We start from the raw sequence: 15,603 nt of genomic DNA, 5'->3' as shown, positions 1-15,603 counted from the left end.
GAGAGGTCGCTCTGGGGAAGGTTCACGGTCACAGCTCTTGTCCTTCGGTGGTACGGGGACCGGTGGGTACGTCGGGTACGTCGGGCGAGAACCGCAGCGCCGCGTCGGGCAGCACCGCCTCGCACCACACCCGCGCCCCGGTCCGCAGTTCGTTGTCGGCCCCCACCTGTGCGCCGTCCCCCACGACCGCGCCGTGCAGGACGGTGCGGCGGCCGATGCGGGCACCCGCGCCGACCAGGCTCTCCCTGATGTCGGTGCCGGCACCGACGTCCGCCCCGTCGAGCACGACCGAGCCGTGCACGACGGCCCCCGCGCCGATGCGGGCACCGGCGCCCACGACGGTCCCGGCGGCGAGGCTGGCGTCCGCCGCGACCTCGGCACCGGGCAGGACGAGCGCCTCGCCCCGCTCCCCCGGCAGCGCGGGCGAGGAGATGACGCCGCGTACGAGATCGGCCGACGCCCGGACGAGGGCCTCGGGGCGGCCGAGGTCCAGCCAGTAGGTGTTCTCGACCTGCCCGTGCAGATACGCGCCGACGGCGAGCAGCTCGGGGAAGGTCTCCCGCTCCACGGAGACGACGCGCCCCTCGGGGATGGCGTCGATGACGGACCGCCTGAAGACGTACGCGCCCGCGTTGATCTGGTCGGTGACGATCTCCTCGGGGGTCTGCGGCTTCTCCGTGAAGGCCAGCACACGCCCGTCGGCGTCGGTCGGCACGAGCCCGAAGGCGCGGGGGTCGTCGACGCGGGCGAGGTGGAGGGTGACGTCGGCGCCACGGTCCACGTGCGTGTCGACCAGGCCGCGGATGTCGAGGCCGCTGAGGATGTCGCCGTTGAAGACGAGTACGGGTTCGTCGGCGCCGCTCCGCAGCCGCCGCGCGGCATGGCGGATGGCGCCGCCGGTGCCGAGGGGCCGGTCCTCGACGACGTACTCCAGTTCAAGGCCGTACGCCGATCCGTCGCCGAAGTGCGGTTCGAAGACCTCGGCGAGATAGCAGGTGGCCATGACGACGTGGTCGACACCGGCGGCCGCCAGGCGCGCGAGCTGGTGCGCGAGGAAGGGCACCCCGGCCGCGGGGACCATCGGCTTCGGCGTGTGCACCGTGACCGGCCGCAGCCGGGTGCCCTGGCCGCCGACCAGCAGAACGGCTTCCGTCATCGCCTTACCCGCGACCTTTCCTGCGTTTCGGATCGCGTGGCTGCGCGCCACGGATCTCGTACCTCCGTCAGACAATCTCACCCACCTTAGACCAAATGCCCGAATTGACGTGATATGGCGAATCTCATCACCCATTCCGCGCCACAGAGGCAACCAATCACCCCGCGATACGCTCCGCCTCGACACGTCACGGACGCGGAGGGGGCGACACCCGGCGGGCGCGGTACTCAAGCCGCTGCGGGACGACGATCCGCGGGAGGTCTCCGGCTACCGCCTCCTCGCCCGGGGCGGCCAGCCCGTCCCCCTGAAGCTGCTCCGCGACGAGTACACCCGGCACCCCACGACATCGCCGCCTTCCGCGAGCGCAAGCCGATCAACAGCGGCGACCGCCTCTGGAAGATCAGCTAGGACCGGCGGAACGAACGGGGGCGCCCCGAGCCGTCCGGCTCGGGGCGCCCCCGTTCACGTACGACGCGACGCGACCCAACGCGACGCGGCCCCACGCGCCTATGAATGCGTACGCAGCAGCGTCCGCATCGTCCGCATCGCCACGGACAGGTTCGCCAGGTCGAACGCGTCCGAGCTCTGGATCTCCTCCAGCGTCGTCCGCGCCCGGCTCAGGATCGGCGCGTTCTTCTCCTCCCACGCCTTGAACCGCTGCTCCGGCGTGGACGCGCCGTTGCCGACGGCGAGGATGTCCGCGGTGAGCGCGGCGTGCGCCGCGTACAGGTCCTCGCGGATCGAGGCGCGCGCCATGGACTGCCAGCGGTCGGCCCGCGGCAGCTCGATGATGCGGTCCATGAGCTGGGTGATGCGGAGCCGGTCGGCGAGGTCGTAGTACACCTCGGCGACGGCCATCGGCTCCTTGCCCATCCGGTCGGCGACCGCGACGATGTCGAGCGCCGGGAAGGCGGACGAGAACCCGGCGACGCGGCGCGCGAGGTCCTCGGGCACACCCGCCGCGGTCAGCTCGTCGCGGATGCCCTCGTACCACTCCAGGTCCGAGCCGCGCAGCAGCTGCGGCAGCTCGTCCCAGACCTCGGCGACGCCCTTGCTGAAGAAGGCGATGGTCTCGGCGAGCTGCAGCGGCTGCGGCCGGTTGTTGAGCAGCCAGCGCGAGCCGCGCTCCACCAGACGGCGCGAGTGGAGCCGGATCCGGGTCTGGACGTCGGCGGCGACGACATTGTCGAGCGCCTCGACCTCGTCCCACACCTCGCTCAGGCCGAAGATCTCCCGCGCGGCCATCTGCGCCCGCACGATCTCCTCCAGCGAGGCGCCGGTCTCCTCCCGCAGCCGGTGCAGGAAGGTCGAACCGCCGCTGTTCACCGTGTCGTTGACGAGGACGGTCGTGACGATCTCGCGGCGCAGCGCGTGCCCGTCGACCTGCTCGGGGAACCTCTCGCGCAGCGCCTTGGGGAAGTACGCGTGCAACAGCCGCTGCAGGTACGGGTCGTCGGGCAGCGTCGTCTGGATCAGCTCGTCCGCGGCCGTGATCTTCGTGTACGCGAGGAGGACGGCGAGCTCGGGCTGCGACAGACCGCGCCCGGAGTTGAGCAGCTCGCGGATCTGCCGGTCGTTCGGCAGGAACTCCAGGCCCCGGTCGAGGTGGCCCTGCTTGCCGAGCCTGCGCATGAAGCGCTGGTGGGCGTGGAGCAGGGAACCCGACTGGGCGACGGCGTTGGCGAGGGCGGTGTTCTGCGCGTAGTTGTTGCGCAGCACCAAGTGGCCGACCTCGTCGGTCATTTCGGCGAGCAGCTTGTTGCGCTGCTTGACCGTCATGTCGCCGTTGGCGACGACCGCGTTGAGCAGGATCTTGATGTTCACCTCGTGGTCGGAGGTGTCCACGCCCGCGCTGTTGTCGATGGCGTCGGTGTTGATGCGGCCGCCGGCGCGCGCGAACTCGATGCGGCCCAGCTGGGTCAGACCGAGGTTGCCGCCCTCGCCGACGACCTTGACGCGCAGCTCCTGGCCGTCCACGCGGATCGCGTCGTTGGCCTTGTCGCCGACGTCCGCGTTCGACTCGGCCGACGACTTGACGTACGTACCGATGCCGCCGTTCCACAGCAGGTCGACGGGCGACTGCAGGATGGCCTTCATCAGGTCGGCCGGGGTCATCTTGGCGACGCCGGTCTCGATGCCGAGGGCCTCGCGGATGTGGGCGTTGAGCTGGATCGCCTTGGCGGAGCGGGGGAAGATCCCGCCGCCCGCGGACAGCAGGTCCTTGTTGTAGTCGGCCCAGGAGGAGCGCGGCAGCTCGAACAGGCGGCGGCGCTCGGCGTACGAGGTGGCGGCGTCCGGGTTCGGGTCGATGAAGATGTGCCGGTGGTCGAAGGCGGCGACCAGGCGGATGTGCTCGGAGAGCAGCATGCCGTTGCCGAACACGTCACCGGACATGTCGCCCACGCCGACGACCGTGAAGTCCTCGGACTGGGTGTCGGTGCCCAGCTCCCGGAAGTGCCGCTTGACGGACTCCCAGGCGCCGCGGGCGGTGATGCCCATGCCCTTGTGGTCGTAACCGGCCGAGCCACCGGAGGCGAAGGCGTCGCCGAGCCAGAAGTTGTAGTCCTCGGCGACCTTGTTGGCGATGTCCGAGAAGGTCGCGGTGCCCTTGTCGGCGGCGACGACGAGGTAGGTGTCGTCCTCGTCGTGGCGCACGACGTCGGCCGGCGGCACGACCTCGCCCGCCACCAGGTTGTCGGTGATGTCGAGCAGTGCGGAGATAAAGGTCTTGTAGCAGGCGACGCCCTCCGCCAGCCACGCGTCGCGGTCCACCGACGGGTCGGGCAGCTGCTTGGCGACGAAGCCGCCCTTGGCGCCGACGGGCACGATGACGGTGTTCTTCACCATCTGCGCCTTGACCAGACCGAGGATCTCCGTACGGAAGTCCTCCTTCCGGTCCGACCAGCGCAGACCGCCGCGCGCGACCTTGCCGAAGCGCAGGTGCACGCCCTCGACGCGGGGCGAGTACACCCAGATCTCGTACGCGGGACGGGGCGCGGGCAGGTCGGGGATGGCCTGCGGATCGAACTTCATGGAGACGTAGTTGTGCGGCTTGCCGCCCTCCGCCTCCTGGAAGAAGTTGGTCCGCAGCGTCGCCTTGATGACGGTGAGGAAGGACCGCAGGATCCGGTCCTCGTCCAGCGACGCCACCTGGTCGAGGGCGCCGTCCAGCTCCTCGAGGAGCCCGTCGATCAGCTCGGTCCCGGCGCGCTGGCGCTCCGGCGACATCCGTGCCTCGAAGAGCGAGACGAGCAGCCGGGTGGTGTGGACGTTGTTGCGGAGGGTGTCCTCCATGTAGTCCTGGCTGAACGTCGAACCGGCCTGGCGCAGGTACTTGGCGTAGGCCCGAAGCACCATCGCCTGACGCCAGTTGAGCCCGGCGCGCAGCACCAGCGAGTTGAACCCGTCGACCTCGGCGGCACCGGTCCAGGCGGCGGCGAAGGCTTCCTGGAAGCGCTCGCGGCCGTCGTCGCCGAGGTAGTCGCCGTTGCCGTTCGGGGACTTGGGCATGCGCAGCCCGAAGTCGTAGATCCACGCGTGGGTACGGTCCGTGCAGCGCAGCTCGTAGGGGCGCTCGTCGGTGACCTCGACGCCGAGCCGCTGCAGGACGGGCAGCACGGCGGAGAGCGAGACCTGCGCGCCGGTGCGGTAGATCTTGAAGCGGCGCTCACCGGGGGCGGCGCCCACCGGCTCGTACAGGGAGAGGGCGAAGTCCTTGTGCCCCTGGGTGAGTTGCTCCAGGTGCTGGAGGTCGGCGACGGCGGCGCGCGGCGTGTGGTCGGCCTTGTACCCCTCGGGGAAGGCGCCCGCGTACCGGCGCAGGAGCTCGGCGGCGCGCTCCTCGCCGCACTCGGCGGTCAGCGCCTCGGCGAAGCCGTCGGCCCAGGAGCGGGCGGCCTCGACGAGCCGTCCCTCGATGCGCTCGATGTCGGCGTCCGAGAGGTCGGGGACCTCGGCGCCCTTGGGCACCCGCACCACGAAGTGGATACGGGAGAGGATCGACTCCGTGTTCCAGGCGGTGAAGTCGACGCTCGCGCCGTTCAGCTCCTCCTTGAGGATGTCGATGATCCGCAGCCGGACGCCGGTGGTGTAGCGGTCGCGCGGCAGGTAGACGAGGGCGGAGTAGTAGCGCCCGTACTCGTCCTTGCGCAGGTAGAGCCGGAGCCGGCGCCGCTCCTGCAGGTAGAGGACGGACGTCACGATGGACCGCAGCTCGTCGGCGGGCGTCTGGAAGAGCTCGTCGCGCGGGTACGTCTCCAGGATCTGGAGCAGGTCGCGCCCGTCGTGGCTGTTGGCGGAGAACCCGGCGCCCTTGAGCACCTCGGCGACCTTGCGCCGGATGACGGGCACGCGCCGCACCGACTCGGTGTACGCGGCGGACGAGAAGAGCCCGAGGAAGCGCCGCTCACCGATGACGTTGCCCTCGGCGTCGAACTTCTTCACCCCGACGTAGTCGAGGTAGGACGGCCGGTGGACGGTGGCCCGGCTGTTGGCCTTGGTCAGCACGAGGAGCTTGTGCTCGCGGGCCTTGGCGCGGGCGTCGGCGGGCAGCCGGTTGAAGGACGGGCTGACGGGGTGGTGGTCGTCGCCGTCGTGCTGCGGGTCGGCGCGCAGGATGCCGAGGCCGGTGCCGGGGACGGCGGTGAGGGAGTCGTCGTCCATGAGGTCGTACTCACGGAAGCCCAGGAAGGTGAAGTGGTTGTCGGCGAGCCAGCGCAGCAGCTCGCGGGCCTCCTCGACCTCCTGGTCGCGCAGGTCGTCGGCGGTGGGCTCGGTGGGCAGCTCGTCGGCGATGCGCAGCGCGGCGTCGCGCATCTTCTCCCAGTCCTCGACGGTCTCGCGTACGTCGCTGAGGATCCGGAGCAGATCGGCGGTGATCTGCTTCAGGTCGGCGCGGTCGGTCTCGCGGTCCATCTCGACGTGGATCCACGACTCGACGAGCGCGTCGTGCGGCCGCTCGGCGCCGGCGTCACCGCTCAGCACCTCCAGGAGCTTGCCGGTCACGTCACGGCGGACGACGACCTGGGGGTGGATCACCACGTGGATGCCGCGCCCCTGCCGGGACAGCTCGTTGGTGACGGAGTCGACGAGGAAGGGCATGTCGTCGGTGACCACCTCGACGACGGAGTGGCTGCAGGTCCAGCCGTTCTCCTCGACGGTCGGGGTGTGCACCCGCACGTTGGCCGTTCCCTGCGGTCGGTTCTCGGCCAGCCGGTAGTGGGAGAAGGCCGCTCCGAAGACGTCGACCGGGTCGCGGTCGGCCAGGTCCTCGGGAGCCGTGTGCAGGTAGTAGCGCTGGAGGAACGCGAGAGCCATGTCCTGGTCCGGCGTCGCCTCGCTCGTCGTCCCGGTCGGTGCACCGCTCGGTAGGCGCCCCCCGACCGGGCTGTTCTCAGCTACCCGCGCGGCCCGCATGAGCAGCTCGGCCTTGGCTTCGTCCAGCTTGGTCTGCATGATCCTCTGACTCCTGTCGCGCGCCGTTGCGTGACGTAGAAGGAAGTGATGTGACGTAACGCCGCGACGCGGGGTCTCCGGCCGGATTCGACGTTATGCCGCGGTGCGAGATGGGCGGGCGGTTATCCGCCATTTTCAGCGGTTTCGCTGACCGGTGACTTGCTCGGCCCGGTGTACCGCACCGCGAAGAAGCGTCAGCGAGTGCCGCCCGGGCACGGATGTCCTCCGTGGTCCCCGGGCGCGGGACGGGGGCGCCCATGCCCCCGCTGGATATCGCGCTGATCACGGGACAAGGCTATCGCTCCGCACCGGGGACCCGTCATGAGCCGTATGTGTACAAAAGCAGGGGGCCAACTTTGACACTCTGCACAGTCATCCCGCCGGTCGGCCCTCTTGGCAAAGCGGCAGCGCAGAGGCACGTTGGCCCAAGGGTCCGGCCGACAAAGGCGGCACCCACCCGAGGGGAGCGCAGCAAGATGGCAGCCAAGATCCTGTTAGTGACCGGCGACGCCGCGGAGTCGCTCGAGGTCCTCTACCCCTACCAGCGCCTGCGCGAGGAGGGATACGACGTCCACATCGCCGCCCCGGCCCGCAAGAAGCTGCAGTTCGTGGTGCACGACTTCGAGCCGGGCTTCGACACGTACACGGAGAAGCCGGGCTACACCTGGCCCGCGGATCTCGCCTTCTCGGAAGTGGATCCCGGTCAGTACGCCGCTCTGGTGATCCCGGGCGGCCGTGCCCCGGAGTACCTGCGCAACGACCCGGAGCTCCGCAAGATCCTCAAGTCCTTCTTCGACGCGGACAAGCCGGTCGCCCAGATCTGCCACGGCCCGCTCCTGACGGCGGCGATCGGCGGCCTGAGCGGGCGCAGGGTCACGGCGTACCCGGCCCTTGAGATGGACATGCAGGCGGCGGGCGCGACCTTCCAGGACGCGGAGGCCGTCGCGGACGGCACCCTGGTCTCGGCCCGGGCCTGGCCGGACCACTCCGGCTGGATGCGCGAGTTCCTCACGGTCCTGCGCGCGAAGGCCCCGGTGACGTGACCAGCCGGACCCAGGCGCTCCGCTAGGTATACGGAGCGCGCCGTACCGGACCCCACATAGGTATGCCGATCCTTCTGCATACCGATGCCGGGAGACGCGGACACCGGGCAGGCTCTGTTCTGCGCCGCCTCGCCTGGGGCCGCGGAAGGGGCGGGCGGAGTGCCGGCAGTGCCTGGTCAACTCCCCCACGGCTTGTCGTGGCAAGGCACCCACCCGCCCCACCGCACCCCCGAGCGGCCGACGCGGCCGCCTGCCCTTGTCGGCGAGGGCAGGCCCCGCAACGTCCCCGAGCCCTGGACCCCGGCCTCAGGGACAACGCCCTCAGGGACAACGCAAGGAATCCGCCGCGGAGCGGCGGGCCAGGAGGGACCCCCGAGCAACGAACGACCCCTGTCACGCCCCAGCTATCCCCGTCACGCCCCAGCGATCTCCGTCGCTCCCGCGATCTCCGTCCGCGACCCCACCCCCAACTTCGCCAAAATGTGCTCGACATGCGCATCGGCAGTCCGCTTCGAGATGACGAGCCGCTCGGCGATCTCCCGGTTGGACAGCCCCTCGGCCACCAGAACGGCCACCTCCCGCTCGCGCCGCGTCAGCACATCGGCACCGCCCCGCCGCGCGGCCCGCTGCGCCGGCGCCCGCCCCGGCGTATCCGCGTCGGCCCGCACCGCCTCAAGCACCTGCCGCCCCGACAGCCGCGCCCCCACCGCGTGCCAGCGCTCGAACTGCTTGCCCCCCAGCGCCTCCCGCGCCGACTTCCGCGCCGCCTCCTGCTGCTCGAAGAGCGAGGGCAGCATGCCGATCGGATCCCCGCCCAGCCGCCGCGCGTTCTCCGCGTACCCCAACAGCCACGCCGCCCGCACCTGCCGCCCCTCCTGCGCGGCCGCCCACGCAAGACCGTGGCAGCACATCGCCGCGACCAGGATCTCGTCGACCTCACCGGCCGCCTCTATCCCCCGGCACAGCGAGGAGACGCCCGCCTCCCGCTCCCCCGCGAGCCATCGCACCAGGCCCTGCGCCATCAGCGTGGACCCGTAGATCTGCCGCTCCCCGGTGCCCTCCAACAGTTCGAGGCCCTGCGCGCACAGCTCCAGGGCACCCTCCGTGTCCCCGAGGACGGCCCGCAGCAGCGCGGCCTCGTACCCCAGGACGACAAGACCCAGCAGGTTGTCGCTCTCGACCATCCGCCGCCGCACCGCCGCGAGCCCGTCGAGCCCCGACTCGTCGCCGCACAGCGCCGCGAGCCCACTGGCGTACGCCGCGGCGAACTGCTCGACCTCCTCGTCGCCCGCCCGCACCGCGGACTCCCTGGCCAGCGCCATCCGCTCGACGGCCGTCGCGAGATCCGCGGTCCAGACCCCGATGACCCCGGTCCCGAGCAGCCCCCACGCCCGCGCCGAGCAGTCGTCGGGGACCCGATCCAGGCCCTTCTCGATCCAGTACCCGCCCTCGGAGAGCGTCCCGGAGGCCCGCCAGTGCGGCCACAGCCGCGCCGCGAGACGGAGCCCTTCCGCCGCCCGCCCCTCGGTCTCGTACGCGTACTCCAGAGCGGCCCGCAGGTCGGCGATCTCCGCCCGCACGGCGCGGTGGAGCTCCGGCTGCGCGGCGCCGAGAAACCCCTCCTCGAAGCGCCGCCCCAGATCCCGGTAGTACGCGAAGTGCCGCGCCCGCAGCGCCGCGCCCCCGTCGCCCTCCACCGCACCGAGCCGCTCGGCCCCGTACTCCTTGAGGGTGTCGAGCAGCCGGTAGCGGTTCCCGGACTCCCCGATGCGCTGCACCACGGACTTGTCGACGAGCCCGATGAGCTGCTCGAGGACGTCTCCCACCGCCAACTCGCCGCCCCCGCAGACCTGTTCGGCGGCGGACAACTCGAAGGAGCCCACGAAGACGGACAACCGCGCCCACAGCAACTGCTCGGCGGGGGTGCACAGTTCATGCGACCAGTCGATGGCCGTACGCAGTGTCTGATGCCGCGAGAGCGCGGTCCTGCGCCCCCCGGTGAGCACCTGGAACCGGTCGTCGAGCCGCGCGACGAGCTCCTCCATCGACACGGCCCGCAGCCGCACCGCGGCCAGCTCCAGGGCGAGCGGAATGCAGTCGAGCCGGTGGACCAGCGCCAGCAACCGCTCCCGATTCCCCTCCCCCGCGGCGAACCCGGGCACAACGGCCGCGGCCCGCTGCGCGAAGAGCTCCACGGCGTCGTCCGGCGCGAGCGGCGCAACGGAACAGCAGTGCTCCCCCGGCACGTCCAGCGGCTGCCGGCTGGTGGCGAGCACGCATACGTCCGCGGCCTCGCGCAGCAGAATGTCGGAGAGCATCGCGCACGCGTCGACGAGGTGCTCGCAGGTGTCGAGCACGATGAGCAGCCGCCGCCCCTGCAGATGCGCCACGACCGCGTCCAGCGGCGCCATCCCCGACTGCTCGGGCAGTTCGAGGACCGCGGCGAGCGTGGCGGGGATCAGCTCCGGGTCCCGCAGGGCGGACAGCTCGGCCAGCCACACCCCGTCCGGGAACCGCTCCCCGAGCCCGGCGGCGGCCCGCAACGCGGTACGGCTCTTGCCGACACCCCCCGGCCCGACCAGCGTGACAAGCCGTGCGTACGCGAACGCCGCCCGCACCTGCGCCAGTTCGTCCACACGCCCCACGAACGAGGTCAACTCGGCGGGCAGTTGCCCACCCCGCCGCTGCCCGAAGCCGAAACCCATCGCGTTGCCGCCCCCGTTCGCGTCGTCCCGCAAGGCTCATGCCGCCGAGGATGTCACCTCAGCGTACGCAGAACGACGCGGAGCGTGAGCGAAATCCCCGCAACCGCCTTCAGGCGGCGAGCCGTTCCGCCACGTCGACGGCCTCCTCCAGGCTGTCGACGACGGGCACCCCGGCGACCTCCAGACTGGCCCGGCTGTGCGATCCCCCGGTGTAGAGCACGGCCTTGGCCCCCACGTGCGCGGCCGCGAGCGCGTCGTCCACGGCGTCCCCGATCACGACGACCCGATCGGTGCCCACCCCCTCGATCTCGGCGAGGTGCCGCACCATCCGCTCGGCCTTGCCGGCATGCGAGTCGTCGGTGCGCCCGTCGATCCGTACGAAGTGCTCCTGGATGCCGTGCCTGCGCACGATCGGCACCAGGTGTTCGTGCGGGGCCAGCGACAGCAACGACTGCGTACGCCCCTGCGCCCGCCGCGCGGCCAGCAGCTCCGCGGCGCCCTCGGCGAGGCCGCAGGTCTCCGCCCGCGCCCAGTAGTGCTTGTGGAACACGGTGTCCATGACCCGCCACTCGGCCTCGCTGGGCAGCCGCCCCATCAGCCGCTCGTAGAACTTGGGCACCGGCACGCAGTACAGGTCGCGATACCGCTCCAACGTGATCGACTCGAGCCCGATCTCCGCGAAGGACGCGTTCGTGGCGTCGATCACGGCATGAATGTCATGCAGGAGCGTCCCGTTCCAGTCCCACACGATGTGCGCCCCGCGCAGCAGCTTCCCCATACGAAAACGCTACCCGTCCCCACTGACACCCGACCCTGCCGCCCCGGGCGGCACCGCGGCTCAGCCGATCAACCCGGGAATCTCCTGAGTAGCGAACCACAGCAGCTCGTGGTCCTCCGCGCCGTCCACGACGAACCGCGCGTCGTCGTCGCCCTGGTCCGCCGCCCCGAGCGCGGCGGCAGCCGCCGCCACGTCACCCTCGGCATCCCCGGCGTCCACATGCACGGCCGCCGCCTTCCCCAGCGGCAGCGCCGCGGCGATCCGCACCTCCCCGAGCGCTCCCTGGTCCAGACCCCGGTCGGGATCGGCCACCGCCGCCCCGTCCGGCACGTCGGCCGCGAGCACGACCCGCCGCCGTGCCGCCCCGGGGTCCCCCGCCACCAGCCGCAGCGACGCCAGCGCCGCCCGGTTGAGCGCCGCGTACTCGAGCTCCTCCATGTCGTCGGAGACGTACCACTCCCGCAGCGCGGGCGTCACGGCGTAGGCGACCAGCGGCCCGGGCCCCAGCTCCCCCGCCTTGTACGCCTCAGCGAGCCGGGGCAGGGTCAGGGGGACGTAGACGCGCATGGCTGACCGCTTTCGTTCGTGTCCGCGCGCAGGCGGACCTTCGTGGCCGTGGAAGACCTTCAGGATACGTGCGGGAGTCCCCCATCGAGCTCCCCCCTTCACCCGTGGAGCCGTCAACGCACGTCCCGGAATTCACCCGGCACCACCCCGTGGGCTCGGCGCCTCCAGCCCCCGGGCCCTCCTGATAGGTGAACCCGGCCCCCCTCTCCGCCGCGGCCTGGGAACCCTTGCGCCCTCCGGCCCCGCCCCCGTACAAGATCCCCCAACGAAAAGTTACTCCCTGGTACTGGAGGCACCCCATGCGCAAGGTGATGACACGGCCCCGCCCGCGCCGAACCGCCACCCGCCCACCGGCAGGCCGCCCTCCGACCCGCACGGACTCCCGTCGCCCCGCGGAACGCCCCGGCACACCCCCACCCAGGGCGATCCCGCCGAACCCGCCCCCGCACCCCACGGAGCTCTTCGCGGAACGCCTGGTCCTCGTCCTCAGCGGCCAGCGCCCGATGTACTGGGTGGCCCGCCACATCGCCAACACGGCGTTCGACGAGCTGGCCCGCCTGGCCGAGCGCCGCCCCCTGTGCACGGACGGCCACCGCCCCACGATCCACCGGATCGGCCACTACCAGCCGCATCCCGACGCGTACGAGGTGTTCGCCCGCATCGCGACGGGCCCGAGACTGCGCGCGCTGGCGTTCCGCCTGTCGCTGGGCGCGGACAGAAGGTGGCGCTGCACGGCGGTGGAGCTGGAACCACACCCCTGACCCGGCCCGCACCAGGCCACGGCTCCGGACCACGGCACCAGGCCACGGCTCCGGACCACGGCACCAGCCATGGCTCCGGACCACTGTTCCAGGCCACGACAAAGGGGCCGGACAAGAGCCCGGCCCCTCCGCCTGTGTCACGTCACAGCGACAGCGTCACTTCTTGCGACGCCGCCCGCCCTTCTGAGCCTTGCGCCGCTCCGCACGGGTCATCCCGTCCGCCTCGGACCGCACGCCCGCGCCGTCCGTGGCGAAGTCGCCCTCGTCGACCCCGCCCTCGGCGTTCGGCGCCTGGAAGTGCAGCCGGTCGGGCCGCTGCGGAGCCTCGAGGCCCTTGGCGTGGATCTCCGGCCGGGAGGCACCCGCGGGAACGGCGTCCTGCGCACCGTCCTTGGAGAGCGAGGTCGCGGCCGCGTCCTCGACAGGAACCTCCTCGACCTGCTGCTCGACCTGGACCTCCAGGTTGAACAGGTAGCCGACGGACTCCTCCTTGATGCCGTCCATCATGGCGTTGAACATGTCGAAGCCCTCGCGCTGGTACTCGACCAGCGGGTCCTTCTGCGCCATGGCACGGAGGCCGATGCCCTCCTGGAGGTAGTCCATCTCGTAGAGGTGCTCACGCCACTTGCGGTCGAGCACCGAGAGGACGACCCGCCGCTCCAGCTCCCGCATGATGTCGGAGCCGAGCTGCGCCTCACGCGCCTCGTACTGCTCGTGGATGTCGTCCTTGATGGACTCGGAGATGAACTCGGCGGTGAGCCCGGCGCGGTCGCCCGCGGCCTCCTCCAGCTCGTCGACCGTGACCTTCACGGGGTAGAGCTGCTTGAAGGCGCCCCACAGCCGGTCCAGGTCCCACTCCTCGGCGAAGCCCTCGGCGGTCTCCGCGGCGATGTAGGCGTCGATGGTGTCGTCCATGAAGTGCGTGATCTGGTCCTGCAGATCCTCGCCCTTCAGGACGCGGCGACGCTCGCCGTAGATGACCTCGCGCTGGCGGTTGAGGACCTCGTCGTACTTGAGGACGTTCTTGCGGGTCTCGAAGTTCTGCTGCTCGACCTGCGACTGGGCCGAGGCGATGGCGCGGGTGACCATCTTGTTCTCGATCGGCACGTCGTCCGGGACGTTCGCCATGGACATCACGCGCTCGACCATCTGCGCCTTGAACAGACGCATCAGGTCGTCGCCAAGGGACAGGTAGAACCGCGACTCACCGGGGTCGCCCTGACGGCCGGAACGACCGCGCAGCTGGTTGTCGATACGGCGCGACTCGTGCCGCTCCGTGCCGAGCACGTACAGCCCGCCGAGCTCCTTGACCTCTTCGAACTCGGCCTTGACGGCCCGCTCGGCCTTCTCCATGGCGGCGGGCAGCGCCGCGGCCCACTCCTCGACGTGCTCGACGGGGTCGAGGCCGCGCTGGCGCAGCTCCGCCTCGGCGAGGTCGTCGGGGTTGCCGCCGAGCTTGATGTCCGTACCACGACCGGCCATGTTCGTGGCGACGGTGACGGCGCCCTTGCGGCCGGCCTGGGCGACGATGGTCGCCTCACGGTCGTGCTGCTTGGCGTTCAGCACTTCGTGCTGAATGCCGCGCTTGGAGAGCTGCTGCGAGAGGTACTCCGACTTCTCGACGGAGGTGGTGCCGACGAGGATCGGCTGCCCCTTCTCGTGCTTCTCCGCGATGTCGTCGACGACCGCGGCGAACTTCGCGACCTCGGTGCGGTAGATCAGGTCGGACTGGTCGGCGCGGACCATCGGCCGGTTCGTCGGGATCGGCACGACGCCCAGCTTGTAGATCTGGTGGAACTCGGCGGCCTCGGTCATCGCCGTACCGGTCATGCCGGACAGGCCGCTGTCGTAGCCATCGCGCTTGTAGAGGCGGAAGAAGTTCTGAAGGGTGATGGTCGCAAGGGTCTGGTTCTCGTCCTTGATGTCCACCCCTTCCTTCGCCTCGATCGCCTGGTGCATGCCCTCGTTGTAGCGGCGGCCGGCGAGGATACGGCCGGTGTGCTCGTCGACGATCATGACTTCGCCGTCGATGACGACGTAGTCCTTGTCCTTCTTGAAGAGTTCCTTGGCCTTGATGGCGTTGTTGAGGTAGCCGACGAGGGGCGTGTTCACCGACTCGTAGAGGTTGTCGATGCCCAGCCAGTCCTCGACCTTGCTCACGCCGGACTCGTGGATGCCGACGGTGCGCTTCTTCTCGTCGACCTCGTAGTCCCCGGTCTCCTCGATGCCCTTGAGGGGGTTGCCGGGCTCGCCCTTGGTGAGGCGGGTGACCAGCTTGGCGAAGTCGCCGTACCACTTGGTGGCCTGGTCGGCGGGGCCGGAGATGATCAGCGGCGTACGGGCCTCGTCGACGAGGATCGAGTCGACCTCGTCGACGATCGCGAAGTTGTGGCCGCGCTGGACCAGCTCGTCCTGCGACCACGCCATGTTGTCGCGGAGGTAGTCGAAGCCGAACTCGTTGTTCGTGCCGTACGTGATGTCGCAGTTGTACTGCTCGCGGCGCTGGGCCGGCGTCATGTTGGCCAGGATGCAGCCGACGGTCAGACCCAGGAACTTGTGGACGCGGCCCATCATCTCGGAGTCGCGCTCGGCCAGGTAGTCGTTGACCGTGATGAGGTGCACACCCTTGCCGGACAGGGCGTTCAGGTACGCGGGCAGGGTGCCGACGAGGGTCTTGCCCTCACCGGTCTTCATTTCGGCGACATAGCCCATGTGCAGCGCGGCGCCGCCCATCATCTGGACGTCGTAGTGGCGCTGACCCAGGACGCGCTTGGCGGCCTCGCGGACCGTCGCGAAGGCCTCGGGCAGGAGGTCGTCGAGGGTCTCGCCGTCGGCGTAACGCTCCTTGTACTCCTGGGTCAGGGCGCGCAGCTCGGCGTCGGAGAGGCTGACGAAGTCCTCTTCGATGGAGTTGACCTGGTCCGCGATGCGGTGCAGCTTGCGCAGGATCTTGCCTTCGCCTGCACGCATGATCTTCGAGAGGACGGACACGGGGGTTGGTCTCCTTGCCGGTCGGGCCTGGCATGGTCGGTTTTACTCGTCGGGCAACGGCCATCGTATGCGAGGACCCGGCTGCGCCGGGAGGTCTGCCATGAGGTCAACGGGCGAGGAGCGCCGAAGGTGCCGGGTTGCGCCCATG

General features: G+C 70.6%; 8 protein-coding genes. 2 read left to right on the top strand and 6 right to left on the bottom strand.

What is annotated here, in order from left to right:
• Positions 1-28: 28 nt before the first annotated feature.
• Both manB and ACZ4D5_RS00115 read right to left on the bottom strand, forming a co-directional pair.
• Complete coding sequence (manB, locus tag ACZ4D5_RS00120; RefSeq protein WP_467770046.1) at positions 29-1,156, bottom strand: mannose-1-phosphate guanylyltransferase; 1,128 nt, start codon at positions 1,154-1,156, stop codon at positions 29-31.
• A gap of 507 nt (positions 1,157-1,663) precedes the next feature.
• Positions 1,664-6,610, bottom strand: a complete 4,947-nt coding sequence (locus tag ACZ4D5_RS00115) for an NAD-glutamate dehydrogenase (protein ID WP_467770045.1) — start codon at positions 6,608-6,610, stop codon at positions 1,664-1,666.
• A 476-nt stretch (positions 6,611-7,086) separates the two neighbouring features.
• Here ACZ4D5_RS00115 and ACZ4D5_RS00110 point away from each other — a divergent pair, with 476 nt between their 5' ends.
• Entirely contained in the window at positions 7,087-7,653 is a 567-nt protein-coding gene (locus tag ACZ4D5_RS00110; RefSeq protein WP_467770044.1) for a DJ-1/PfpI family protein, read from the top strand.
• A 413-nt stretch (positions 7,654-8,066) separates the two neighbouring features.
• Here ACZ4D5_RS00110 and ACZ4D5_RS00105 read toward each other — a convergent pair whose 3' ends face one another.
• The 3 genes from ACZ4D5_RS00105 to ACZ4D5_RS00095 form a co-directional block, all read right to left on the bottom strand.
• Entirely contained in the window at positions 8,067-10,358 is a 2,292-nt protein-coding gene (locus tag ACZ4D5_RS00105; RefSeq protein ID WP_467771450.1) for an ATP-binding protein, read from the bottom strand.
• A 109-nt stretch (positions 10,359-10,467) separates the two neighbouring features.
• Positions 10,468-11,136 (bottom strand): HAD family hydrolase, encoded by a 669-nt coding sequence (locus tag ACZ4D5_RS00100; RefSeq protein ID WP_467770043.1) that lies wholly within the window; start codon positions 11,134-11,136, stop codon positions 10,468-10,470.
• Positions 11,137-11,196: 60 nt separating this feature from the next.
• Positions 11,197-11,703, bottom strand: coding sequence for a DUF6912 family protein (locus tag ACZ4D5_RS00095; protein ID WP_467770042.1), 507 nt, complete (start codon positions 11,701-11,703; stop codon positions 11,197-11,199).
• A 299-nt stretch (positions 11,704-12,002) separates the two neighbouring features.
• On the opposite strand from ACZ4D5_RS00095, the gene ACZ4D5_RS00090 reads away from it, so the two are divergent.
• A complete protein-coding gene (locus tag ACZ4D5_RS00090) occupies positions 12,003-12,464 on the top strand; it encodes an Rv3235 family protein (RefSeq protein ID WP_467770041.1) in 462 nt (153 codons plus the stop codon).
• A gap of 156 nt (positions 12,465-12,620) precedes the next feature.
• On the opposite strand, the gene secA is transcribed toward ACZ4D5_RS00090, so the two are convergent.
• The gene (secA, locus tag ACZ4D5_RS00085; RefSeq protein ID WP_467770040.1) at positions 12,621-15,455 is read right to left on the bottom strand and encodes a preprotein translocase subunit SecA; all 2,835 of its coding nucleotides are present in this window, start codon (positions 15,453-15,455) and stop codon (positions 12,621-12,623) included.
• Positions 15,456-15,603 lie beyond the last annotated feature (148 nt).

It is taken from the genome of Streptomyces sp. NPDC025651 (genome assembly GCF_055558735.1).
The sequence above is the reverse complement of the archived record's forward strand: the minus strand, read 5'-3'. Positions and strand labels throughout refer to the sequence as shown.

Excerpts from the sequence above, each read along its gene's own strand:
- manB (WP_467770046.1), bottom strand. The coding sequence starts at position 1,156 with ATGACGGAAGCCGTTCTGCTGGTCGGCGGCCAGGGCACCCGGCTGCGG.
- ACZ4D5_RS00115 (WP_467770045.1), bottom strand. The coding sequence starts at position 6,610 with ATGCAGACCAAGCTGGACGAAGCCAAGGCCGAGCTGCTCATGCGGGCC.
- ACZ4D5_RS00110 (WP_467770044.1), top strand. The coding sequence starts at position 7,087 with ATGGCAGCCAAGATCCTGTTAGTGACCGGCGACGCCGCGGAGTCGCTC.
- ACZ4D5_RS00105 (WP_467771450.1), bottom strand. The coding sequence starts at position 10,358 with ATGGGTTTCGGCTTCGGGCAGCGGCGGGGTGGGCAACTGCCCGCCGAG.
- ACZ4D5_RS00100 (WP_467770043.1), bottom strand. The coding sequence starts at position 11,136 with ATGGGGAAGCTGCTGCGCGGGGCGCACATCGTGTGGGACTGGAACGGG.
- ACZ4D5_RS00095 (WP_467770042.1), bottom strand. The coding sequence starts at position 11,703 with ATGCGCGTCTACGTCCCCCTGACCCTGCCCCGGCTCGCTGAGGCGTAC.
- ACZ4D5_RS00090 (WP_467770041.1), top strand. The coding sequence starts at position 12,003 with ATGCGCAAGGTGATGACACGGCCCCGCCCGCGCCGAACCGCCACCCGC.